We start from the raw sequence: 24,591 nt of genomic DNA, 5'->3' as shown, positions 1-24,591 counted from the left end.
GGCGGATTTTTCTGTTTTACTTATGCTGCATTAACGCCTGAACCCGCTGCTGGCTGCGTTCCAGCACCACCGATGTCTCCTGCTTACCCACCGTCGCCTGATTGACCATTTCACTGAGGATCATCGAGCCGGTAATATCCCCCATCCGCGTAAAGTTCTTCTCGCCGACCGATCCAAAGACCTGCATATTCGGGTACTGGGCAATCAGCTGTTCAGGGAGAGTTCCAAAGACTTTGACGGCAGGGTTGTCCTTCCAGCTGACGTTTTGCGCGGCGGCCTTCGTCACCGGCAGCATCGCCCCCGGAGACATCAATACCCAGTCAGCCGCGTTCTGCGCCTGTCCCATAAAGCTGACAAATTTTTCGGCGGCTTTCGTCTCTGCCTCAGTCTGACCGGTCGTGAGCGTTAATGATGTGATAACGCCAAATACGGCAGGTGATTTTTCGCTCGGCACGACAAAGCCTAAATCCGCCAGTGAACCATCCTGATAAATCGCTGGCAGGATGTAGGTCGAATAGACCGCCATCGGCGCGGTGCCGTTCATAAAGGCGTCTTTGATCTCTGTTACGTTGTTCGAGCCAGGCATGGTATAGCGGGCCAGTTCGCGATAATAGTTCAGCGAGGCCTGCATTTCCGCTGAGTTAACCGTGATGTCGCCGTTTGCGTTGAACACATTGGCACCGTTTGAAAGTGCGAACTGAGAGAAGGTTTGTTCGCTCATGACGCTTTCAGCCGTCGGCAGCGCGATGCCATATTTTTTACTGGCGCTGTCGGTCAGCCTGCGTGCCGCTTCCAGCAGCTGCGTCCAGTTTTTGGGTTCGTCGATTCCCGCTTTAGCCAGTACCGATTTACGATACCAGACTCCCTGCAGCCAGGCGCTGATCGGCACGCCGGTATAGGCCGTTCCGTCTTCGGTGCGAACAATGCGCAGCACGCCGTCGTAGAAGGCGCTTTCACCTTGCCTGTCGATCAGCGTTTTCACCGCTTTGTGGTCGATAAGCTGCTCTTTATCCATGACTTTGGCATAGTCATGGCTGACCTCGACGACCTCCGGCAGTGATCCTGAGCGGGCAAGGGTAATGATTTTGGTATTATAGGCATCCTCTTCGACGGGAACCTGCTTCACAATAATATCCGGATTCTCTTGCTGAAAGCGGTTGATGATCCCGGCAATGACGGTCTGGCGCTCCTGCTCAACGGCGGAGTGCATAAATTCGATGGTCACCTGCTGCGGTTTATCCTCACAGCCTGAAAGCAAAACGGCGGTTATCAGCGCCAGCATTGTTTTTGGTATGTTCATTTTTAATCCCTTGTTGTCGTCCATTTCCGTTAATTAACAACTGGCGCTGATATGGATAGCGTCCGTCGACAGCGCACCCGCACAAATCAGTAAACCGATCCCGCCATCCATCAAGGCTTCGTGTTCAGCGTCCTCCACGCGCAGCGTTTTACCGTCAACGGTCGCGGAAATAATCTGCCCGTTGACGCTGATATCGAACGACACAGGGCGCTCGTAAACGTCGGATAACGCCGCTTCTGCCAGCACTTTGGTGCTGGTGTCGCGCACGCGGACGATCTGTAATTTTCCGTCGCGCAGGATGCGTGCGGCGTAATAGCGCCTCATCCCCTGCACCCGAAAAGCCAGACCGCCGTACTCCCCTGAATGCAGCGTAATGTCACTCTGAACGCGGTAGTTATCCCACTGCCGCGTTCCGTGAATAATCAATCCCTCGTCGTACTCTTTGGAGATGCGAAAGCTGGTGGGATAGTGGCGTGAAAAGAGATCCACGCCGTTTACCCAGGCCCGCCACCAGAAATTATTTTCCCCTGTGGGTTTACGCAGGGTCAGCTCAGGTGCGCCGTCCCAGCGCATACTGTCGATGAGCAGGCGACCGCGGGCAACGCGGGCATCGGTGCTGATTGTTACGCCAATCTCGCCGATCGGTTGGCCCTGGCAGTCCGGGAGATCCAACGCCAGCGTTAGCGATTCACCCGGGGCTATACTCTGCGCGTCGCCGTACTGGGGCGTCAGCTGATTGTTGTCATCATAAATCCGGTAGCAGAGCCGCACGTTTAACGCGGCGGTGTTATCCGGCGGGGCTATCAGTGTGGCCTGAAGACGCTGGCCTGGGTAGATAAGTGGGGTAGCCATTAAATCGTAGCTGCGCATTTCCACGATTTCAGGCGGGGTAAAGGTTTGCGTGGTCACGCTGGCGTGAAGTCCGGGCGCAAGATGGCGATAGTGCAGACTCAACATTTGCCGCCCCAGGTGCGCCTCATTCTTAACATCAACCGCGGCCGCATTTTCTTCATTAAGCCAGCGGAAACCCTGCACGCTGCCCGGTAGTGAGAAATGGTACTGCGCGCCGGATTTTTTTGCTTCAGGGTGCGGCAGACCGGCAATCTGGTGTCCCAGCCCGACCAGGTAATCGGTGATCCGCACGGCGTTGTTTATGGAGAACCCCCCGTCGGCTGAGGAGATCAGCATTCTGTCCGCCAGCGGCCCGCGCCAGTCCGGGCCTGCGTCAATACCCTGGAGTCCCAGCATAATGCCGGACAGACAGCCGACATTCCCCGCATTGCAGTCAGTGTCCCATCCTGACGTATTGACAATGCACTGGGCCTGCTGGAAGTCGTCCGGCGCGTAAAGGATCGCCATAATCATCAGCGCATGATTAGGGATGATGTGACAATTGCTGGGATATTTGTGATAGCCATAGTTGTCGTCGATTCGCTGGCGGGTCGTCTGCCAGTCGTTATCTTCCCGTCGCCAGCGACGGATATCGCCAACCAGCTGGGCTATTTGCGACTCTGCCGGGATCACGGATAATCCGACGTCAATAAGCTGTTCGATCTCCTGGCAAATAAAGGCCTGTGATTCCATCGCCGCCCAGAGCATAGCGGCATACACCGCTTCACCGTCATGGCTCACGCTGGCGGCATTTTTGGCAAGTTCTGCCGCCAGACGGGGTTGTCCCGGTGCGACAAGCGCCCAGCTATCAATAAAGATTTGTGCGCCAATCTGTTCGGCAATCGTTTTCCCGTTGGTCGCAATGGCTCCGCTTAGCGGAGCCGGAATGCCTTTTTTGAGATTCAGCCAGGCGGTGTGTTCCGTCGAATTACCGTTGCCGCCCCACCAGAGGATGGTGCGTTTATCAATGATGTAATTAAGCCAGCAGTGCCCCATCTGTTCCGCGCTCAGATCCGGCGGCAGGGCATAATCTTCCAGTGCGCGGATAAAGGTAAAGGTTCCGGCGACATCATCGTCGGTGACAACCAGCGGACGGTTAAATTTTTCGTGGACGTAATATTGGATCGGCCCCAGCTCCTGCATAATTTTTTCGTAGGTCCATCCTTCGAAAGGGCGGCCAAGGTAGACGCCGATTAATTTCCCTAACACCCCTGCATAAACGCGCGACTCATAATCTGAAGGCAAATCCATCTGTTTGATCCTTGTGTGGTGTTTTATCAGCCGTTCAGGCGGATTCTCTTTTTACCAAGCCCCAGGGCATTTCTGTGGTGCTGCCCTGGAGCGGTGCGGTGATATCAGTTTGCGCCAGGAGGAGGGCGGCCGCTTTTTGCCCAAGCTGCTCCGGGTACTGGGCGATAGTGGTCAGGGAAGGGGTTACCAGCCCGGCGGCGGGAATATCATCGAACCCCATCACCGCAAGCTGCTCCGGGATCGTGATGCCTTTCTCCCTTGCGGCACGCATCACGCCGATAGCCATTAAATCGTTGGCGGCGAAAATCGCATCCGGGAGCGTACCGTCATTAATCAGCTGCATCGCGATCTGATAGCCGCTCTGTTCGTTAAAACCTGGCAGAATTTTGATGCGCGGAAGGCGGCCGGCCTGGGTCATCGCCTGGCGATATCCTTCCACTCTGGCAGGCTCAGGACCGCCAGCGCTGGCGATCATCGTGATATTTCGGTGCCCCTGTGCCAGCAGATATTCGACGGCGCTGCGCGCGGCAGCGGCGTTGTCGATATAAACATTATGCAGCGGTAGCGGGCCGTTTTTTTTCATTCTGGCTTCAATACGTGCAATCGGGATCCCTGCCTGAAGATACGGGGCAAAATCTTTCATCCCGACGTTAAAAAATGTCCCCACCACGGCGTCGACCCGCCCCTGCGCTGACCAGCGCAAAAAATGCAGCTCTCTTTCCCGTAATCCATCGGTGCTGGCCACGATCGCATCGTAGTGATACCTATCCGTCACCGACTGAACGCCACGGACGAGCGAGGCATAAAAAGGGTTGGCGATATCCGGCACGATGCAGGCGATCGACATGGTTTTATTGGTTTTCAGCGCTTGTGCAAAACGGTTCGGTATATATCCCAGCTGATTAGCCGCTTGCTCAACCCGGCTCACTGTCTCGTGTGGATAGGTGTGATTTCCTTTGGTGAGTACCACGGATACCACCGCCTGTGAAACGCCAGCCAGGGCAGCAACGTCTTTCTGCGTGATGCGTTTTGTCATTTATTTATCAACTTATACGTATAACCTGCATCTTTGAATAATGGGACACCCGGTAGCTGTCAATAAAAACCTTATAAAGTGAGTGTATTTGTGTGGAAAATCCGAGGACGGTCACATCAACGACGGAGAGTGAATTCAGGAGTTCAAACGTTCTGTTTGCAGAGCGAATTAATGACGCTTGAGAATTAATTTGTTTTGCGAATGCAAAGACAATTATTAGGGGTGGAATTATATATATAATAATAAAATTGAAGATATCTATATGTATATAAAGTATTTTTTCTTGTTTTTGTGAGTTTTTTTACTCCCAAAGCAAAATGTAACAGAAAACAAGAAAATATGTGCGGTTGCTCATACTATTACATACTCGTTACAGAAAGAGATTGATAATTCGCGTCGCGAAAAATAGTCTATTCATTGTAGTCACTGAGGTTTTCTCAGCGCTACTTTTTTAATTTTTGTTTTTTCGCTGTCCGCTTTTGTCGGCAGCATTTTATACCCAATGGATTTCGAGTTGCATCAAGGCGGAGACGCAGCGCGTGCGCTGTCCCCGAAGGGGCGAGGCCAAAGGCCGAGTAAAGCCAACACCGATGCAGCTTGAAAAACGAAGGGTTATACGTCAAAGAGGATTAACATATGCGTACGTTTAGTGGCAAACGTAGTACGCTGGCGCTGGCTATCGCCGGTATCACAGCAATGTCGGGTTTCGTTGTCGCTCCCCAGGTACACGCCGAAGGGTTTATTGATGACTCAACCTTAACCGGCGGCATCTATTACTGGCAGCGTGAGCGTGACCGTAAAGATGTGACCGATCACGACAAATACAAAACCAACCTTTCTCACTCCACCTGGAACGCTAACCTCGACTTCCAGTCCGGTTATGCGGCTGATATGTTTGGTATTGATATCGCAGCATTTACCGCTATTGAAATGAACGAAAGTAGCGAAAGCGGCCATCCAAACGAAATTGCATTCTCGTCAAAAAACAAAGGCTATGATGAAGATTACTCCGGCGATAAGAGCGGAATTAGCCTTTATAAAGCAGCAGCCAAATTTAAATTCGGCCCAACCTGGGCGCGCGCCGGTTACATTCAACCAACCGGACAGACTCTGTTGGCTCCGCACTGGAGCTTTATGCCAGGTACCTATCAGGGTGCTGAAGCCGGAGCCAACTTTGACTATGGTGATGCTGGTGCACTGAGCTTCTCCTATATGTGGGCCAACGAATATAAAGCACCATGGCACACTGAAGTCGATAAATTCTATCAGGCTGATAAAAAGACCAGCGTAGATTATCTGCACTCAATCGGCGCGAAATATGACTTCAAAAATAACCTGTTGCTGGAAGCCGCATTTGGTCAGTCTGAAGGCTACGTCGATCAGTACTTCGCAAAAGCCAGCTATAAATTCGATTTAGGCGGTAACCCGTTTACCACCAGCTACCAATTCTACGGCGCGCGCGACAAAGTTGACGATCGCACCGTGAACGACATTTATGATGGTACGGCCTGGCTGCAGGCGCTGACCTTTGGCTACAAAGTGGCGGAAGTGGTTGACCTGCGTCTGGAAGGGACCTGGGTTAAAGCGGACGGGCAGCAGGGGTACTTCCTGCAGCGTATGACCCCGACCTACGCCTCATCAAACGGTCGCCTGGATATCTGGTGGGATAACCGTTCCGACTTCAACGCCAACGGCGAAAAGGCTGTCTTCTTCGGCGCAATGTATGACCTGAAGAACTGGAATTTGCCGGGCTGGGCAGTGGGCGCGTCCTACGTTTACGCATGGGATGCCAAGCCATCAACCTGGCAGATCAATCCGGATGCGTATTACGACAAAAACCGGACTATCGAAGAATCTTCTTACAGCCTGGATGCGGTCTATACCCTGCAAGAGGGGCGTGCGAAGGGCACCATGTTTAAACTGCACTTCACCCAGTACGACAACCATTCAGACATTCCGAGCTGGGGCGGTGGTTACGGCAACATCTTCCAGGATGAGCGTGACGTGAAATTCATCGTTATTGCTCCGTTCACCATCTTCTAATGCCAACAGCGGCAGGCCGGGCGCCTGCCGCATCGTTGAGGAAAGTGCTATGAAAAAACTGATACTCATCGCTGTTATGGCATCCGGGCTGGTGGCTTGCGCGCAATCCCCGGCACCAAAAGAAGACAGTCGTCTGAAAGAAGCCTACAGCGCGTGCATTACTACCGCGCAAGGATCGCCGGAGAAAATCGAAGCTTGCCAAAGCGTGTTGAATGTGCTGAAGAAAGAAAAGCAGCATCAGCAGTTTGCCAATGAAGAAAGCGTACGCGTACTGGATTATCAGCAATGCATCCAGGCTACGCGCACGGGTAATGGTCAGTCCGTTAATGCTGATTGCGACAAGGTCTGGCAGGAAATTCGTAGCAAGAATACTGCGCAGTAAATCGAAAAATGAAACAGACAACGGGCGGAGAGTTTTCCGCCCGTTTGCATTTCAGGGTTTATATTCCACCGGTTGATAACTCCGACTCAGCCGGACAAACAGCATTGCCGTGGCGGCGAGCCCGCAAAGTGCCGCACACATCAGCCACCACCCCGGTGAGCTTTTATCCCCGGTTAGCTGGACCAGCGCTGTGGAGATGACTGGCGTAAGGCCGCCAAAAATCGCCGTGGCAAGACTGAATGCCAGTGAAAAGCCCACCGTACGCACATAGACAGGCATCACCTCGGTGAGTGCGGCGACCATTGCCCCGTTGTACATACCAAAAAAGAACGAGAACCAAAGCAGAACCAGCGTCATGCGCGTGAAATCTGGCGCGGCGGTGAGCCAGTGCATAACCGGCCAGGTGGTGATCAGTGCAAGGATGGTAATCCCCATCAACACCGGACGACGACCAATTCGGTCAGAAATCGCCCCGCCAATCGGCAGCCAGATAAAATTAGAAATACCGACCAGCATGGTGACGATCAGGCTGTCGCGAGCGCTCAGGTGAAGTACAGCCCTACCGTAGGTCGGTGTGTAGACGGTAATAAAGTAGAACGTCGTTGTGGTCATCGCCACCAGCAGCGTACCCGCAGCGATGAGACGCCAGTTTTTGATGATGGTAGTAAAAATTTCCCTGGTGTCGGGACGGTGCGTACGTTGTAAAAAGGCGTCTGTTTCCTGAAGCGAGCGGCGGAGCACGAAGATCAAAGAAATAATCATGCAACCAATAAAGAATGGAATACGCCAGCCCCATTCAGAAATCTCATCGTGTCCCAGGGTGGCGTTCAGGCCGTAACCAATCAGAGCCGCCACCACAATGGCGACCTGTTGACTGGCGGACTGCCAGCTGGTGTAGAAGCCTTTATTGCCAGGGGTGGCGATTTCAGAAAGATAAACCGAGACGCCGCCCAGCTCCACCCCTGCAGAAAAGCCCTGTAATAATCGGCCGAGTAATACCAGGACAGGGGCCAGCAGACCAATACTGTGATAACCGGGTACCAGGGCAATCAGCAGGGTACCGCAGCCCATAATCGCCAGCGTCACCATCAGTCCTTTACGGCGACCAATTCTGTCGATGTAAGCACCCAGCACAATTGCGCCAACAGGCCGCATTAAGAAACCTGAACCAAACACGGCGAAAGTTAACATTAGCCCGGCAAATTCACTCTCTGCAGGAAAGAAGGTCTTTGCGATATAGGTGGCGTAAAAACCGAACAGAAAAAAGTCAAACTGTTCGAGGAAATTACCGCTGGTTACCCGCAGTATTGCGCCGAAAGTTCCGGCGCGCGATGGTTGTTGTGTCATTGGGTTTGCTCCACTGTCTTATCATAATATTTATAGAGGTAAGAGTTTGCGGGTTAGTCGCCTGCGACCCCCGCCTGTTTGCCGCGCCGTTTCTCAATCGCCCACTTGAGTAAGGCTGCGCAGCGGTAAAATCCGTGGGCAAATTTTCCATAAGGAATGGTCAGAAAGAGCGCCATGACCACGCCGAGGTGAATGGCGAGCAAAATAGCCATCCAGGAGGTGTCTCTTCCCGCCAGCAGCGCTAAACCGGTCAGACTGGTCAGGAGCAGCAGCAAAATAAAACCGCGATCCATCGGTTTTTGCCGAGCGTCGCCATGCAGCGGTGAGCGCTTAAAATTGAGCCATAGCAAGCCAGCCGGGCCGACAGTCAGGCCAATGCCGCCCAACGTGCCCAACATTACCGGAACGCTGAAGAACGGATAGGGCGCTTCTATACCTGCAAAGTAGTGATAGCCCGTTGCCACCACGGTGGCGGCAAAGCAGAGCATAAAACCGTAGAAGGTGAAGTGATGGAAACGGCGGCGCATCAGGGTGAAGGCATCATCTGCTTCGTTACAACCTTTGCCATGCCCACCATCGAGATACTTCAGCGTCAGCGCATTGTGCGAGGCTTCAGCAATTTCAGCGGAACGCGGTACACCCGGAGAGATTTCGCGCCAGAAGCGGAGAACACCCGCCATCAGCAGACCTATCGCCAGAATAAATACCGAACCAAACATCCATGCGAGCAGGTTATGCGGGAAAATCTGATAAAAATCCCCGGCCAGCGGAGGATGGAATAACGAGCCCTTTAAACTCATGGCGAGGAGTAAAAACAGGATCAGACCGAAAACCAGCGCCAGCGTCACAGTGATGCCTGCGCGACGATAAAGCGCGCCAAAGGCGGCGGGTTGCGCGTAGTGCTGATAGGTTTCGAGCCGCACTTCCGCCATCGCCTTCGGTACGTTAATGGCAAATTCATGAGGTGGGGCATACTGACACGCGTGCAGGCAGGCGCCGCAGTTATGGCACAAGTTAGCCAGATAATTGATATCCGCTTTACCGAATTCCAGGCGCTGAGTCATTGCCGGGAACACGGCGCAAAAACCTTCACAATAGCGGCAGGCGTTACAGACCTGCATCACACGTTCAACTTCTGCTTCCGGCTCGGTGATAATTTGTGCTTCGATGATCAGTTTCTCAAGCTGCTTCATGACGTGCCTCCTTACGTGCTGCCAGCGCGGCTTCTTTTCCGGCAATGCGGCCAAAGGTTGTCCCGATCGACATGCCCACGCCAGCGGTGTAACCCTTGCCCAACACGTTGCCCGCCATCATCTCTCCGGCGACGAACAGGTTGCGGCTTGGCTGCCCGGCAAAGTGCACGGCAGCGCGTTCGTTCACTTTTAACCCAAGATAGGTGAAGGTGATCCCTGGCCGCAGGGCATAGCCGTAGTAAGGTGGCTGGTCCAGCGGTCGCGCCCAGTGTGTTTTCGCGGGGGATAACTTCTTCGTCGCGCAGTTGTCCAGGATGGTATGGTCGAACTGACCTGGCTGGCAGGCGTTGTTGTACGCCGTCACGGTGTGGGTAAAGCGTTCGGTATCCAGCCCCAACTGATGCGCCAACTCCGCCAGCGTATTCGCCTGTGCGCCGGGGAATACCGGTGGCATAAAGTGGCCGATGGCTTTACTGTCGATAATGGAATAGCCAATCTGTCCTGGCTGTTGGGCGACCAGGCGTCCCCAGATGGCGTAGCGTTTGGGCCAGAAATCTTCGCCTTCATCATAAAAACGTTCTGCGTCACGGTTGACTACTATGCCGAGTGAAACGCAGTCCACGCGGGTGCAAATTCCGCCGTCATATAATGGCGCTCTGGCATCAATGGCGACGCAGTGTGACTGGGAGGGTTCGCCGATGATGTCCGCCCCGGCATCCATCATAAATTTAAGCAGTACGCCCTGATTAAAGCGTGTGCCGCGAATCAGGAAGTTATCCGCAGGCCACTCGCCGCGGGCGTTCTCTCCCCAGGCTTCGCGCAGCCATTCGCGGTTTGACTCAAATCCGCCAGCGGCAAGCACGCAGGACTTAGCGGTTATGCGCTCTTCGCCTGCCAGCGCTGCCACAAACTCACCATTATGCAGTTCAAGCGCCTGCACTGGTGTGTTATAGCGGATTTGCACGCCTAACTTTTCTGCGCTGCGATAATAGGCATTCACGAGGGCTTTCCCGCCCCCCATAAAAAAGGCGTTGGTTCGCGCTACGTGTAAAGCACCGGAGAGAGGAGGTTGAAAATTAACGCCGTGTTGGCGCATCCAGTCTCGGCATTGTGAAGAGGTGCGGATCACCAGACGCGCCAGGGCTTCGTTAGTATTTCCCTCGGTGACGCGCCGCAAATCCTGCCAGAACTCCTCTTCAGGATAGCTTTCCACCAGCACATCCTGCGGCGCGTCATGCATACAGCGCAGATTACGTGTGTGTTGAGAATTTCCCCCGCGCCATTCCCGTGGAGCCGCTTCGAGCAGGAGTACCGAAGCTCCTTGCTCCCGGGCGGTTAGGGCAGCACATAACGCGGCATTGCCACCGCCAATCACCAGAACATCAACCATCGTATACTCCATTACCATTTAACTAATTGTTAAATTTGTAATTGAAATGTATACGTACAGCTTGTGCGGGCGCTATGACGAAGTGCTAAAGAGGGCTTTAGTTATTGTAAAGGATGGCGCCTGGCCAGCTTCCTGCTTCCACCAGTTGATGCATCACTTTCGTTAGCACCACGCGGGCGGCGAGGCCCGCGGGGGTGAGCTCATCATCAGAAAGGCTGACCAGAAAGTTGGGGCGACTCAGTATTGGATTATGGACGCCGATCACTCTTAGCGTCTCTTTATCGAGATGGGAAATCGCCGCGCCGGGCTGGAGAGTAGCGCCGATTCCACTGCGAACGGCGCGCATTAGCAGCGCCAGACCATCAATTTCTGTGGCGATCTCAATGCGCAGTGCGTGTTCCTGACAAATTGCTTCCAGCCTGCCGCGCAGACCGTGGCCTGGGCTGGGCATTATCAATGGGATACTTGCCAACTGGGCTGGCGCAATATTTTCATCGGCAATATCGGCCAGTAAGGCATGAGTCCCAATCAAAAACAGGCGCTCTTCGAGAATCGGTCTGGCGCTCCAGCGCAGGAGCTTTTCTTTTTGAAATACCACGGCCAGATCAATCTGGCGGGTATTAATCATCCGTTCCAGGTTGCCAGAGAGGCTTTCCACCACATGCAGGCGGACATCACTATAGCTTTCCCGCATGGCGTTAATAAAAGGCATGCCGAGAACGGAAGCGGTACTGGGGGCCATACCGACGCTGACGTGCCCGGAAAGCCGGGACTCTCGCGCGGCGAGGATTGCATCGTCTGCGTGGCGGAGCGCCAGCTGCGCCTGGGAGTAAAAAGCCAGTCCGGCGCTGGTGGGCGTAACGCCACGCGAGGTGCGCTGCAGCAGGCGAATAGCGAGTTCGTTTTCCAGGCGGGACATTTGCTGGCTGAGTGCCGAAACCCCAATATTGAGATCGAGCGCCGCGCTACCCATGCTGCCGGTTTCTACAATGCGAACAAAATAGCGTAGCTGGCGAAGTTCCATTTCGACTCTCCGGGAAGGGACTATAGATTTTACATTAAAGCAACACAGGAGTGGAGGGAAGGGGAAAAGGGGTGATAATGCCCATAAAAAAAGCCAACCGAATGGTTGGCTTTTCAGAAAGCATCACATTATTTACCGTCGTGAGCATGCTCATCTTCGCGGCAATCGCCTTCGGCGCAGTGACCGTAAAGATAGAGGCTATGGTTGGTTAAACGAATACCATGTTTAGCCGCAATCTCACGCTGGCGCGCCTCGATGGAATCATCGCTGAACTCGACCACTTTGCCGCAGTCGAGGCAGATGAGGTGATCGTGATGATGCTGTTGAGTCAGTTCGAAGACGGATTTACCACCTTCAAAATTATGGCGGGTCACGATACCGGCATCATCAAACTGGTTCAGCACGCGATACACGGTCGCCAGACCAATTTCTTCACCCATATCGATCAGACGTTTGTATAAGTCTTCCGCACTGACGTGATGGTTATCCGGTTCCTGAAGAACTTCCAGAATTTTTAAACGAGGAAGCGTTACTTTCAGGCCAGCCTTCTTTAATGCGGTATTGTTGTCAGTCATGCGGAATCTGTCCTGTAGCTAAACGATTCACTTCATTAACAGAAGTGACAGAAATTGCACTTGAGATAATGCGATTCATTATAGAACTGCCATGGCTAAATGAAAACTGCAAGTCTCTGGCATATATTGTTAATCAAAACGTGGTATCGCCGACAAACACACTGTGCAATACCCGATTGGCATCCGGCCATTGTACAGGGTCAGACGAAAAAGTTACAAATTTGTAGCAATTATTTTGATTGGTTTTATCTATTGATGTGGCGCAGATGGAAATCTGCGCCACACAAAATCAGGCATTGATGATTTCGTCGAGGTGCAGCTCCTCAGAGATCTGCTTAACCCATTTTTCTACGCGTTCGGCGGTCAATTCAGGCTGGCGATCTTCATCAATGGCCAGACCCACAAAGTGGTCGTCGTCAGCCAGGCCTTTGGACGCTTCAAAGTGATAACCCGCCGTTGGCCAGTGACCAACGATGGTTGCGCCGCGTGGTTCGATGATGTCGCGAATTGTACCCAACGCATCGCAGAAATATTCTGCGTAATCTTCCTGGTCGCCGCAGCCGAACAATGCAACCAGCTTGCCGTTAAAATCAATGTCTTCGAGGGTAGGGAAGAAATCGTCCCAGTCACACTGCGCTTCACCGTAGTACCAGGTTGGAATGCCGAGCAGCAAAATGTCATACCCTTCGAGGTCTTCTTTGCTGCTTTTTGCAATGTCATGTACATCGGCAACGTCTTTACCAAGCTGTTTTTGAATCATTTTTGCGATGTTTTCGGTGTTACCGGTGTCGCTGCCGAAAAAGATGCCAGTGATTGCCATGAGTAAAATAACCTCTTGAAACTTATTGAAATGGTGGTGGCGCATTGCCCACGGATAAGGGCAATCATAGCAGAACAGTCAGGCATGCGGAAACAGCAAACACGCAGGACTGCACTCTGTGCTACACGATTTATGATTTAGAGCAGAAATTCAGACTAAGCCTGACCGCGCAATGCGCTGAGTTGGTTCATCAGCATCTCTTCGATGAGTTCACTGCGACTCATGTTGCGCGCCTCGGCCAGCTCGTTCAGAGCGTCAACAGCATCAGCGTTCAGTTTCAGTTCGACACGCTTAAGCCCGCGAACTTTATCGCGTTTAAGCTGATTACGTTTGTTAATACGTAACTGTTCATCACGCGAGAGCGGATTAGTTTTGGGTCGTCCCGGGCGACGCTCCTGCGCGAACAGATCTAATGTCGTACGGTCCGTTTGTTCTTTGGCCATGATCTTGGTGACTTCGGGGAAACAATCAGCCAGGCGTCTGCCCGGATGGATAGCCCGCCATAATACATCAGCAGGGGAGACACGCCAACGCCCACGCGCGTAATCACGCGCAGACGCTGAGTTTTTAATCAGTTAGCCTGTTCGCTCAGATAACGACGGATGGCGCGCAGTACCGCCTCCGGTTTTTCCGCATGCACCCAATGGCCCGCGCCTGCAATAACGTGCGCCCGAGCCTGCGGGAATTGCGCCAACAGCTGTTCGCGATACGCTTCGGTTACATAAGGTGAGTTGCCACCGGGGATAAACAGCGCCGGGTGTTCCCACGCAGGGATGGTCTCCCAGCCGACAATATGAGGATATTGCTCCCACAGCACGGGAACATTAAAGCGCCATTCGCCGTCCACGAAGGATTTGAGCAGAAACTGGATCACGCCTTCCTCTTGCAGATGCTGGCGCATGACGCTCGCCGCCTGCTGACGCGAAGAGGACTGCGCGTCAGTTACTGCGTTAATGGCAGCAAAAATCTCATCGTGACGGCGAACATGATAGTCAACGGGGGCAATGTCGATGGCTACCAACCGTTCGACACGTTCAGGGGCCAACGCGGTTAACGCCATGACGGCTTTGCCCCCCATCGAGTGACCAATAAAGATCGCTTTTTCGATCTGTTGATCGTCCAGCGTATCCAGCAGGTCTTGCGCCATGGCCGGATAATTCATCTCAGGTGAACGCGGGGAGAGGCCATGATTTCGCATATCAACCTGGATGATATCGTGATCGGCCACCAGATCGCGCGCCAGGATCCCCAGGTTATCCAGACTGCCAAACAGGCCGTGCACCAGGACGATGGGAGAATTATTGTGCAGGTTTTGCGCAGATTGCGCTCGGATATTCAATTTCATGGCAAAGTTCTTTTTTTCACACTCACGGGTTAGGGTATCATGTTGACCATTCTGCCACATGGCTGCAACAACTACGGTTACTCTGAGTTTTGCCAGCCACCAGGCTTGACGCTATCCGCTGTTGGGATTTGCCTTTACACTACGCGTGTTGACCCCAACAACTTGTATTCAGCTAAACACTGCACTGGATTAAGATGAAAACGATTGAAGTTGATGATGAACTCTATAGCTATATTGCCAGCCACACCAAGCATATCGGCGAGAGCGCATCCGACATTTTACGGCGTATGTTGAAGTTTTCCGCCGCATCACAGCCTGTCACTCCGGTAGTAAAAGAAGTCCGCGCTGTGCAAGCTGTCGTGGAAGCGAAGCCGGTTAACCCCGTAAAAGATAAAGTGCGCGCGATGCGTGAACTGCTGCTGTCCGACGAATATGCGGAGCAGAAGAAAGCAGTAAATCGCTTTATGCTGGTGCTGTCTACACTCTATTCACTGGATCAAAACGCGTTCGCCGAAGCAACGGAATCGTTGCATGGTCGTACGCGCGTTTATTTTGCAGCAGATGAACAGACGCTGCTGAAAAATGGTAATCAAACCAAACCGAAACACGTGCCAGGCACGCCGTACTGGGTGATCACCAATACCAATACCGGCCGTAAATGCAGCATGGTTGAGCACATCATGCAGTCAATGCAATTCCCTGCGGAATTGATTGAAAAGGTTTGCGGAACAATTTAATCCTTGCATTAGAAGGACCAGGCAATGGCAATCCACAACCGTGCAGGTCAACCTGCGCAACAGAGTGATTTGATTAACGTCGCCCAACTGACGGCACAGTACTATGTACTGAAACCAACGGCAGGGAACGCTGAGCACGCCGTCAAGTTCGGTACGTCCGGACATCGCGGCAGTGCAGGTCGTCATAGTTTTAACGAGCCGCATATTCTGGCTATCGCTCAGGCGATTGCTGAAGAACGTGCGAAAAACGGGATCACTGGCCCGTGCTACGTGGGCAAGGATACCCACGCGCTGTCTGAACCGGCTTTTATCTCTGTACTGGAAGTGCTGGCAGCGAACGGCGTGGACGTCATCGTGCAGGAAAATAACGGCTTTACGCCAACCCCTGCCGTGTCGAATGCTATCCTGGTCCACAACAAAAAAGGCGGCCCGCTGGCTGACGGCATTGTGATCACGCCATCCCACAACCCGCCGGAAGATGGTGGCATTAAATACAACCCGCCAAACGGTGGTCCGGCAGATACTAACGTCACCAAAGTGGTGGAAGACAGGGCTAACGCTCTGCTGGCTGACGGCCTGCAAGGCGTGAAGCGTATGTCGCTGGATGCTGCGCTGGCATCTGGTCATGTAAAAGAGCAGGACCTGGTTCAGCCGTTTGTTGAAGGACTGGCCGACATCGTCGACATGGCGGCGATCCAGAAAGCGGGCCTGACGCTGGGCGTCGATCCGCTTGGCGGTTCCGGTATCGAATACTGGAAGCGTATTGCCAAGCACTACAACCTGAACCTGACTATCGTTAACGATCACGTTGATCAGACTTTCCGCTTTATGCATCTCGACAAAGATGGCGCAATCCGTATGGACTGCTCCTCCGAGTGCGCGATGGCGGGACTGTTGGCGCTGCGTGACAAGTTCGATCTGGCCTTTGCCAACGATCCTGACTATGACCGTCACGGTATCGTCACCCCGGCGGGTCTGATGAACCCGAACCACTACCTGGCGGTGGCGATTAACTACCTGTTCCAGCATCGTCCGCAGTGGGGCAAAGACGTTGCCGTTGGTAAGACGCTGGTCTCTTCGGCGATGATTGACCGCGTAGTGAATGATTTAGGGCGTAAACTGGTCGAAGTTCCGGTTGGCTTTAAATGGTTCGTTGACGGTCTGTTTGACGGCAGCTTTGGCTTTGGTGGTGAAGAGAGCGCGGGCGCTTCTTTCCTGCGCTTTGACGGTACACCGTGGTCAACCGACAAAGACGGCATCATCATGTGCCTGCTGGCGGCAGAAATTACCGCAGTGACCGGTAAGAATCCGCAAGAGCACTACAACGAACTGGCAGCCCGCTTCGGCGCGCCAAGCTACAACCGCCTGCAGGCAAGCGCGACCTCCGCGCAGAAAGCGGCGCTGTCTAAGCTGTCTCCGGAAATGGTGAGTGCCAGCACGCTGGCGGGGGACCCGATCACGGCACGTCTGACGGCGGCACCGGGTAACGGTGCTTCTATCGGTGGTCTGAAGGTGATGACTGACAACGGCTGGTTTGCTGCGCGTCCGTCAGGTACTGAAGACGCCTATAAAATCTACTGCGAGAGCTTCCTTGGTGAAGAACATCGCAAGCAGATCGAAAAAGAAGCCGTTGAGATTGTCAGCGAAGTGCTGAAAAACGCGTAAGTATTGTTTGTACTGACGCGTTTTGTAGGCCCGGTAAGCGTTAGCGCTACCGGGCTTTTTTATGCCAGGATTTAACTATGCTTATTTTTCAGTTCAAAACGCGGTGATACCAGGCCATACAGCGTCCAGCCGAGGAAGGTCACGATAGAACCATAAAGCATTGCTTCTTCGCCAGAGGAGTAGAGCGCATAGAAGCTGTACAATGCGCCAACAAACGCCACGAAGTTCGCCGGTTTCGCTTTTGACGACGGAACATTCGCCATTTTTTGAATAATTACCAGCGCGGCCATCGACAGAATATACGGAATGATGTTCGTCACCACCGCCAGGTTGACCAGCACGTTAAACTGACTGTTCAGTGACGGGCTGATAGTCATCAGTGATAAACCACTCTGGATGATCACGATTGCCAGCATCCCCTGAACCGGCGCATCTACTTTGGTCACGCGGGAGAAGATTTTAGGGAAGTAACCCCCATCAGCCGACGATTTGAATACCTGAGCGATAGTGAATTGCCAGCCCAGCAGTGAACCGCAGCAGGACATCACCATCAGCGCCATGATCACCTTACCGACTTCTGGGGTGAACATTTGTGCGAAGGCTAAACCGAACGGTGCTGTAGAGTTAGCCAGATCCATATTCGGCACAATCCCGGCTATCACGTTGGTGGAGATGATGTAAATCACCGCCGCGCCCAGCGTACCGCCCAATACGGCGATGGGCACGTTGCGTTCCGGGTTGTCTACCACTTCAGCGTTGGCGCAGGCCGATTCCAGACCCAGAAAAGCCCACAAGGTCATCGCAATGGAAGAACCGACAGCCGTGAAGAACGGGACGTGGTGTGGATTCCAGGAGTTAGCGTACAGCGTCGGACTGAACCAGAACCAGCCGATGATACACAGACCGACAACCGGAATAATGACGCCCCAAACGGTGATGCTGCTGATCTGCCCGGTAATGCGCGCCCCGCCAAAGTTAGCCACGGTACAGATCCACAGTACACCAATGGTTGCCAGGCCAATCTGCACCGGTGTCAGTGTGGCGCCAAACAGCTCGGTACCGTAGCCAACGGCGGAGATGGCGATAGCCACGTTGGCGATTAACAGCGAAACGCCATAAGTGTAGTTCGCCATAAAGTTACCGGATTTGCCAAAGGCGTATTCAGCGTAACCCCCCATACCACCGGATTTACGGCTGAACATACCGCATTTTGCGAAGGCCCAGGCCAGCGCCATTGAACCGACAGCAGTCACCAGCCACGAGATGATCGAGATAGTACCGACTTCCGCAAGCTTGGTGGGCAACATGATGATTCCGGATCCCATCATATTAACCATGGTCAGGATAGTGAGCTGGACGACGCCCATTTTGTTGGATTTGGCTTTGCTCATAACATTTCCCCTTTCAACAGAGCGTGTTGCGCGCTTTGTTGCTTAATCACGTAGCACCACACCTGTTTACGACCGTCGTGTTCTTCGATGTAGACACCCTGGAGTTCAGGCGCAAAACCCGGTAGCAAATTGATTCCTTCTTCCAGTGCGCTGAAGTAACGTAATACTGAACCGCCCCAGATTTCACCCGGAACCACACACAGTACGCCCGGAGGATAAGGCAGCGCGCCTTCTGCCGCGATGCGACCTTCAGCGTCCGGCAGACGCACCAGTTCAACTTCACCACGCAGATATGCATAATTGGCATCCTGCGGATTCATGCTAACGCGCGGGAAATGTGCCTTACGGAACATCTCTTTCTGGAGCTGCTTCACGTTGTGACGCGCATACAAATCGTGCATCTCCTGGCACAGCTGGCGCAGGGTGTAACCGGCGTAACGGGCTTCATGCTGCTTGTAGATCGAAGGCAGAACCTCGGCTAGCGGGGCATCGGCTTCCAGCAGTTTTTCGAAACGTACCAGCAGGGCGACAAGCTGCTGCAACTTCGCCATATCTTCTGCGGGGGTCAGCAGGAACAGGATGGAGTTGAGGTCGCATTTTTCGGGCACCACACCATTTTCGCGCAGGAAGTTAGCCAGAATGGTAGCCGGAACGCCGAAGGTATCGTATTCGCCGTTACGCGCATTAATACCCGGAGTGGTGAGCAGCAATTTGCATGGATCCACAAAGTACTGGTGTTCGGCATACCCTTCAAAGGCATGCCAGTGTTCACCGGGGACAAAATGGAAGAAACGCAGGTCGCTGGCGATTTCAGCGGTGGGATAAGCCTGCCACGGTTTACCTTCTACTATCTCCGGCACGAACGGGCGGATATGGTGGCAGTTTTCCAGGATCAACTTACGAGTATCAATTCCGTTGACGACGCAGTCCATCCACATGTTGCGCCCGCTGACGCCTTCATGCATTTTGGCGTTGATGTCCAGTGCGGCAAAGAGCGGATAGAACGGGCTGGTGGAGGCGTGCATCATGAACGCGTTATTCATTCGTTTATGAGGCACGTAGCGAGACTGGCCTTTAATATGGCTGTCTTTTTTGTGGATCTGCGAAGTCTGAGAGAAGCCTGCCTGTTGTTTGTGCACTGACTGGGTGACCAGAATGCCGGGGTCATTTTCGTTAAGATCCAGCAACAGCGGAGAGCAATCGGCCATCATCGGAATAAACTGCTCATAGCCAACCCACGCGGAGTCAAACAGGATGTAGTCGCACAGATGACCGACCTTATCCACCACCTGACGGGCGTTATAGATTGTGCCGTCGTAGGTACCTAACTGAATCACGGCCAGACGGAATGGACGCTCATCTTTCGAACGTTGTGGCGCAACTTCACTCACCTGTTCACGTAGATAGCCTTCTTCAAAGCAGTGCGCGTCGATCCCGCCGATAAAGCCGTACGGGTTACGCGCGGTTTCCAGATATACCGGCGTTGCCCCGGCCTGCAATAACGCGCCGTGGTGGTTTGACTTGTGGTTGTTGCGGTCGAATAACACCAGATCGCCTGGGGTGAGCAATGCGTTAAGCACCACTTTGTTCGATGAGGAGGTCCCGTTCAGTACAAAGTAGGTCTTATCCGCGTTGAAAACTTTAGCTGCGTGCTGTTGTGCGATGCAGGGAGCGCCTTCGTGAATCAGCAGATCACCCATTGCGACATCGGCATTACACAAATCGGAGCGGAAAAGTGTTTCGCCGAAATATTCGACAAACTGATTACCCGCAGGATGGCGACGGAAAAACTCGCCTCCCTGATGACCAGGACAATCAAAGGCGCTGTTACCCTGATTGACATAGTCGACAAGCGCACGGAAGAACGGCGGACGTAACTGCGTTTCATAATGGCTGGCGGCGGTTTCTAACTGCCGGCCATAAAAGGCGGTACGGGCTTCATTACATTCGAATACACCTGAGATCCGCGGCAGATGTTCAGATGGAACACGTTCTTCATTTTCGGTGGCGATAAAAACAGGAATCCCATAGCCGGTGGCGTCAATTTCATCGAGTTTTCCTCGTTCAATATCATTGATGGATAACACGATAGCAGCAACATCAATAAAATTACTTTCATCGATATTTACGCAAGAACGCTGCGTAGAAAAACAATCAGGACAGGAACGGCTTACGGCAATTTTTAATTCTGACATTTTCATCTCTTTATTTTTAGGTAATAGCAGGTCCTCAATTTCTCAAATGAGAAATTGATAACTCCGGAAAAAAAAGCAAAGTCATACCGCTGATAAATAAATCAGTAAATTGCTTTTTTGAAGATGCAATAAACCCTAACCGGTCCGGTCACAGGTAATACAGGGTTATGCAGGGAGAGCACTGCGGATACAGGCGTTAGCCTGCGATACAGAGAGTCAGGAATACCTGTATACTTGAGTGCCCTTAGTCGGAAGACTAACGGGCATTAAAGAAATGAAAGTCGAAACTGTTGCGGTGGGCAAACATCATAATATGCGTTGTTCGCCTTATATGTGGCATTGTACGGCTATTATTTTCCATTTTAGTTACCTTTACTGGATAAGTGGAAGGTGCGGGTATTTTATCCAGGAAATGGCTATGAACTGTGAAGAAGATCAATAAAAAACGATCGTTTATAAAATATTTAGTCGCCATTTATGCATAGTGCGAGACAAGATGCTGTTTTGTTGTTTATATGTTATTTATTTGTATTTTATTATTTTTTTACAATATTCTACTGGCTGCATAATAAGTATTATGCAGTGGAATGAGTAATGAAAAATATATTTATTAATTAATCAGAAAAAATGAATAAGAATTCACGGCATAAACCGATAGCCAATTCCGGTTTCGGTCAGAAAATGACGCGGACGGGCCGGGTCCAGTTCCAGCTTCTGGCGCAGGTGTCCCATATAAATACGTAGATAGTGACTGTGTTCGACGGCGTTTGGTCCCCAAACCTGATTTAACAACTGGCGTTGCGTCAGTACCTTCCCGGCATTATTTAGCAGAACCGCTAACAGACGAAACTCAATCGGCGTCAAATGAATTTCCTCGTCACCACGGTGAACGAGGCGCGCGGCAATATCCACTTTGACGTTGGAAAAATGTACCACCGGTTCGGGAGACGCACCGCTGGCGTGGCGACGCAATGCCACGCGCAATCTCGCCTGTAGCTCGCCAATACCAAAGGGTTTACTGAGATAGTCATCGGCACCGGCATCCAGCGCAGCAATTTTATCGCTTTCCTCACTGCGGGCTGAAAGCACAATCACCGGAATCGCGCTCCATTGTCGCAGGTCGCGAATAAAATCAATGCCGTCGCCGTCCGGCAGGCCGAGATCGAGAATGATGAGATCGGGTTTTCGCGTGGCGGCTTCCAACAGACCACGTTGCAGCGTTTCCGCTTCATATACACGCAGGCCATCGGCTTCCAGCGCGGTGCGCAGAAAGCGGCGAATGGCATGTTCATCTTCAACAATCAGTACGTTCGTCACATATCCTCATGAAAATCTTCAAGTTCAGGGGGGATTTCCTGGGGCAGTGTAACACGAAAACAGGCTCCTCCCTGCGCGCGATTGTGGACCGAAATAGTACCGCCGTGCACGTCCACAATAGCCTGACAAATTGCCAGCCCCAGCCCAACGCCGGGCACCGATGACTCTTTATTTCCCCGGGAAAATTTGTCAAAAACGCGCTGTTCCATACCCGACGGAATACCCGGCCCATTATCCCAGACGTCCAGTTGCAGATGTGCGCCATCGACGCTGGCATCAATACCGATTTGCGCCTGTGGCCCCGCGTATTTGACGGCGTTTTCCAGCAGATTAATCAGCACCCGTTCAAAGAGCGGACCATCGACGTGAATCAGTGTTAACGGTTCAGGTAACGACAGATTTATTGGGGCAGAGAGACCGGGCTCCAGCATCTGCAGGGCGCTGCCGACCACCTCTTCCAGCGTTAACCACTCCTTCTTAAGATTAAAGCCGCCAGACTGAATTCGCGCCATATCCAGCAGGTTATTAACCAGTCGGGTAGTATTCAGAACGTGCTGGCGAATCTCACTGGCCTGGCGCGCGTGCGGCGATCCCTCGCTGGCCAGATCCAGTGTTAAGATTTCCGCCTGACCGAACAACACCGTCAACGGCGTGCGCAAATCGTGGGACAGAGCAGCGAGCAGGGCGTTGCGAATGCTTTCGCGCTCGCTGGCAAACCGGGCCTGCTCTTCGCTGGCGGTCAGCGTCAGGCGCTCCAGCGCACTGGCTACCAGTAGAGTGAAGGTTTCCAGCAGGCGTTGCTGTTCGGGGATCATAAGCTGGCGTAAATTTCCCGGTTCGACTACCAGCAGCCCATGCGTTTTATCGGCGCTTTTTAACGGTAAAATCTGATACGGCACGCCCGGTAACGTGTCGGTGCCTGCACCGGCCGGTTGCCCTTTGTCAAAGCTCCATTGGGCAATGGCGTCATCCCACGGCGTCATGCCCTGTTGATGGGTGAGCGGGGCCAGCTTGCCGTTCTCACCGGGTAGTAAAACCTGGCTGCGGGCCTGAAACGTTGAAGCGATAAACTGTTCACTGGTGGCGGCGATATCCGTCTGACTCCGACCGACGGCCAGCGCTTTCGACATCTCATACAAATGACGCGTACGCTGTTCACGATAACGCGCTACCCGCGCCTGATAACGCACCCCGGCGGTCAGATTACCAATAACCAGCCCTACCGTTAGCATTACGGCAAAGGTGAGCAGGTACTGAACGTCTGAAACGGCCAGCGTCCCGCGTGGGGCAATAAAGAAGAGATCGAAGCTGGCGACGTTAATAAAGGTTGCCAGCACTGACGGCCAGCGTCCGTAAAAGAGTGCGATAACCACCACACCCAATAAATAGATCATCACCAGGTTGGCGGCGTCAAAGGCCATTAGCCACTGCATGGCGATTAGCGTAATGATGGCGCACAGCGCAACGGCAACCACACAACCCTGAATTTGTACCCGCCATTTATCCTTAAAGGTGCGACTATCTGCCGTTTGCAGCACAGGGCGTGAAGGGGGCTCATCGAGCGCAACAATCATCAGGTCGAGATCCGGTGCGCGATGAGCGAGTTTGTCGGCAAAGGAATCGCTACGCCACCAGCGACGCGTAGTCGGACGCCCGAGCACAATTTTTCCCAGATTATGCTCACGGGCATAGTGGATGACCGCTTTGTCTTCGGCGGGGTCGGAAAGGGTGGCTGTTTCTGCGCCTAACTCCTGAGCCAGCCGCAGAGCGCTTAAAATTGCGCGGCGTTGTTTTTCGGGCAGTCGGTGCAGCGCTGGCGTTTCGACATACACCGCATGCCAGACGCTGCCGAGACGCGCCGCCAGACGTGCGGCGGCGCGTACCAGTTTTTCGCTGCCGGTATTGTGCCCAATGCACAGTAAAATAGCGTCGCGGGTATGCCAGACTTTCTCCTCTCCCGGACGTCCTCGCCAGGCGCGCATCTGATCGTCTACCCGATCAGCCGTGCGGCGCAGGGCCAGTTCACGTAGCGCGATCAGATTACCTTTGCGAAAGAAATGCTCGATTGCTCTTTCTGCCTGACCGGCGATATAAACCTTGCCTTCGTTCAGGCGCTGGCGCAAATCGTCGGGGGGGAGATCGACCAGCACCACATCGTCGGCAGCATCGAAAAAAGGGTCGGGTACGGTTTCACGAACCTGAATGCCGGTAACGCCGCTGACCACGTCATTGAGACTTTCCAGATGCTGCACGTTAACGGTAGTAAAGACATCAATCCCGGCTTCCAGCAGCTCTTCAATGTCCTGCCAGCGCTTAGGATGCCGTGAGCCTGGCGCATTACTGTGCGCCAGTTCATCCATCAAAATGAGCGCCGGACGGCGGGCCAGCGCCGCGTCGAGATCGAACTCATTGATATGGCGGCCGTGACGCGCCTGTCGCTTTAGCGGCAGGATGCTGAGGCCGTCCAACAGCGCGGCGGTCTCTTTGCGTCCATGGGTTTCCACCACGCCAATCAGCACATCTAACCCTTGCGCCCGCAGTCGCTGGGCCTCTGCCAGCATGGCCCAGGTTTTGCCGACGCCAGCACAGGCACCGAAGAAAATTTTCAGTTTTCCCCGGTGCGGGGCCGTGGTCTGCTCCAGCAGGCGATCGGGGTCGGGGCGTAAGGGTTCGTTATGCATGTCCTTTT

21 protein-coding genes are annotated in these 24,591 nt (G+C 53.2%); 4 read left to right on the top strand and 17 right to left on the bottom strand.

Annotated features, from left to right (window positions below):
* Positions 1 to 16 precede the first annotated feature (16 nt).
* The 3 genes from ABIE10_RS07905 to ABIE10_RS07895 are packed head-to-tail and all read right to left on the bottom strand — an operon-like array spanning position 17 to position 4,478.
* Entirely contained in the window at positions 17 to 1,300 is a 1,284-nt protein-coding gene (locus ABIE10_RS07905) for an ABC transporter substrate-binding protein (protein WP_103283621.1), read from the bottom strand.
* Between the two features lie 33 nt (positions 1,301 to 1,333).
* Positions 1,334 to 3,442: an ADP-ribosylglycohydrolase family protein gene (locus ABIE10_RS07900; protein ID WP_429155222.1), complete on the bottom strand. Its 2,109-nt coding sequence runs from the start codon at positions 3,440 to 3,442 to the stop codon at positions 1,334 to 1,336.
* Between the two features lie 34 nt (positions 3,443 to 3,476).
* Positions 3,477 to 4,478, bottom strand: a complete 1,002-nt coding sequence (locus tag ABIE10_RS07895) for a LacI family DNA-binding transcriptional regulator (RefSeq protein WP_181220676.1) — start codon at positions 4,476 to 4,478, stop codon at positions 3,477 to 3,479.
* 636 nt (positions 4,479 to 5,114) lie between these two features.
* Here ABIE10_RS07895 and chiP point away from each other — a divergent pair.
* The gene (chiP, locus tag ABIE10_RS07890; protein ID WP_016152254.1) at positions 5,115 to 6,521 is read left to right on the top strand and encodes a chitoporin ChiP; all 1,407 of its coding nucleotides are present in this window, start codon (positions 5,115 to 5,117) and stop codon (positions 6,519 to 6,521) included.
* A gap of 49 nt (positions 6,522 to 6,570) precedes the next feature.
* Positions 6,571 to 6,903: a ChiQ/YbfN family lipoprotein gene (gene chiQ / locus ABIE10_RS07885; RefSeq protein WP_016155980.1), complete on the top strand. Its 333-nt coding sequence runs from the start codon at positions 6,571 to 6,573 to the stop codon at positions 6,901 to 6,903.
* A gap of 51 nt (positions 6,904 to 6,954) precedes the next feature.
* Here chiQ and ABIE10_RS07880 read toward each other — a convergent pair whose 3' ends face one another.
* The 9 genes from ABIE10_RS07880 to ybfF all read right to left on the bottom strand — a co-directional run bounded on the left by ABIE10_RS07880 (position 6,955) and on the right by ybfF (position 14,597).
* Entirely contained in the window at positions 6,955 to 8,250 is a 1,296-nt protein-coding gene (locus ABIE10_RS07880; RefSeq protein WP_429155219.1) for an MFS transporter, read from the bottom strand.
* Between the two features lie 53 nt (positions 8,251 to 8,303).
* Positions 8,304 to 9,443 (bottom strand): tricarballylate utilization 4Fe-4S protein TcuB, encoded by a 1,140-nt coding sequence (gene tcuB, locus ABIE10_RS07875; protein ID WP_101699818.1) that lies wholly within the window; start codon positions 9,441 to 9,443, stop codon positions 8,304 to 8,306.
* Positions 9,430 to 10,833: an FAD-dependent tricarballylate dehydrogenase TcuA gene (gene tcuA, locus ABIE10_RS07870; RefSeq protein ID WP_200079487.1), complete on the bottom strand. Its 1,404-nt coding sequence runs from the start codon at positions 10,831 to 10,833 to the stop codon at positions 9,430 to 9,432. The genes tcuB and tcuA overlap by 14 nt, the downstream gene beginning before the upstream one ends.
* A gap of 97 nt (positions 10,834 to 10,930) precedes the next feature.
* The gene (gene tcuR / locus ABIE10_RS07865) at positions 10,931 to 11,857 is read right to left on the bottom strand and encodes a tricarballylate utilization LysR family transcriptional regulator TcuR (RefSeq protein WP_410398613.1); all 927 of its coding nucleotides are present in this window, start codon (positions 11,855 to 11,857) and stop codon (positions 10,931 to 10,933) included.
* A 128-nt stretch (positions 11,858 to 11,985) separates the two neighbouring features.
* On the bottom strand, positions 11,986 to 12,432 hold the full coding sequence (fur, locus tag ABIE10_RS07860; protein WP_003022836.1) for a ferric iron uptake transcriptional regulator: 447 nt from the start codon (positions 12,430 to 12,432) through the stop codon (positions 11,986 to 11,988).
* Positions 12,425 to 12,511 carry a ryhB-regulated fur leader peptide gene (locus ABIE10_RS07855; protein WP_049259739.1) on the bottom strand — a complete coding sequence of 29 codons (87 nt, stop codon included), beginning with the start codon at positions 12,509 to 12,511 and terminating at the stop codon, positions 12,425 to 12,427. The genes fur and ABIE10_RS07855 overlap by 8 nt, the downstream gene beginning before the upstream one ends.
* Positions 12,512 to 12,721: 210 nt before the next feature.
* A complete protein-coding gene (gene fldA / locus ABIE10_RS07850; RefSeq protein WP_003022839.1) occupies positions 12,722 to 13,252 on the bottom strand; it encodes a flavodoxin FldA in 531 nt (176 codons plus the stop codon).
* A gap of 155 nt (positions 13,253 to 13,407) precedes the next feature.
* The gene (gene ybfE, locus ABIE10_RS07845) at positions 13,408 to 13,695 is read right to left on the bottom strand and encodes a LexA regulated protein (RefSeq protein ID WP_003022842.1); all 288 of its coding nucleotides are present in this window, start codon (positions 13,693 to 13,695) and stop codon (positions 13,408 to 13,410) included.
* Between the two features lie 128 nt (positions 13,696 to 13,823).
* Positions 13,824 to 14,597: an esterase gene (gene ybfF, locus ABIE10_RS07840; protein ID WP_047415163.1), complete on the bottom strand. Its 774-nt coding sequence runs from the start codon at positions 14,595 to 14,597 to the stop codon at positions 13,824 to 13,826.
* Positions 14,598 to 14,791: 194 nt separating this feature from the next.
* Between ybfF and seqA the strand changes: the two genes are divergently transcribed.
* Positions 14,792 to 15,334, top strand: a complete 543-nt coding sequence (gene seqA, locus ABIE10_RS07835) for a replication initiation negative regulator SeqA (RefSeq protein ID WP_016152261.1) — start codon at positions 14,792 to 14,794, stop codon at positions 15,332 to 15,334.
* Positions 15,335 to 15,358: 24 nt separating this feature from the next.
* On the top strand, positions 15,359 to 16,999 hold the full coding sequence (gene pgm, locus ABIE10_RS07830; RefSeq protein ID WP_016152262.1) for a phosphoglucomutase (alpha-D-glucose-1,6-bisphosphate-dependent): 1,641 nt from the start codon (positions 15,359 to 15,361) through the stop codon (positions 16,997 to 16,999).
* A 71-nt stretch (positions 17,000 to 17,070) separates the two neighbouring features.
* Here pgm and potE read toward each other — a convergent pair whose 3' ends face one another.
* The 5 genes from potE to kdpD form a co-directional block, all read right to left on the bottom strand.
* Positions 17,071 to 18,390: a putrescine-ornithine antiporter gene (gene potE / locus ABIE10_RS07825; protein ID WP_016155987.1), complete on the bottom strand. Its 1,320-nt coding sequence runs from the start codon at positions 18,388 to 18,390 to the stop codon at positions 17,071 to 17,073.
* A complete protein-coding gene (gene speF / locus ABIE10_RS07820; RefSeq protein ID WP_429155212.1) occupies positions 18,387 to 20,585 on the bottom strand; it encodes an ornithine decarboxylase SpeF in 2,199 nt (732 codons plus the stop codon). Before speF ends, potE begins: the two co-directional genes overlap by 4 nt.
* A gap of 256 nt (positions 20,586 to 20,841) precedes the next feature.
* Positions 20,842 to 20,946 (bottom strand): leader peptide SpeFL, encoded by a 105-nt coding sequence (speFL, locus tag ABIE10_RS07815; protein ID WP_114149115.1) that lies wholly within the window; start codon positions 20,944 to 20,946, stop codon positions 20,842 to 20,844.
* A 278-nt stretch (positions 20,947 to 21,224) separates the two neighbouring features.
* On the bottom strand, positions 21,225 to 21,902 hold the full coding sequence (gene kdpE, locus ABIE10_RS07810; RefSeq protein WP_016152265.1) for a two-component system response regulator KdpE: 678 nt from the start codon (positions 21,900 to 21,902) through the stop codon (positions 21,225 to 21,227).
* Positions 21,899 to 24,583, bottom strand: coding sequence for a two-component system sensor histidine kinase KdpD (gene kdpD, locus ABIE10_RS07805; protein WP_047359485.1), 2,685 nt, complete (start codon positions 24,581 to 24,583; stop codon positions 21,899 to 21,901). The genes kdpE and kdpD overlap by 4 nt, the downstream gene beginning before the upstream one ends.
* Positions 24,584 to 24,591 lie beyond the last annotated feature (8 nt).

The sequence above is a fragment of the Citrobacter sp. 506 genome (assembly GCF_050434985.1).
GTDB classification, from domain to species: domain Bacteria; phylum Pseudomonadota; class Gammaproteobacteria; order Enterobacterales; family Enterobacteriaceae; genus Citrobacter; species Citrobacter braakii.
This window is presented reverse-complemented; position numbering and strand designations above follow the sequence as displayed.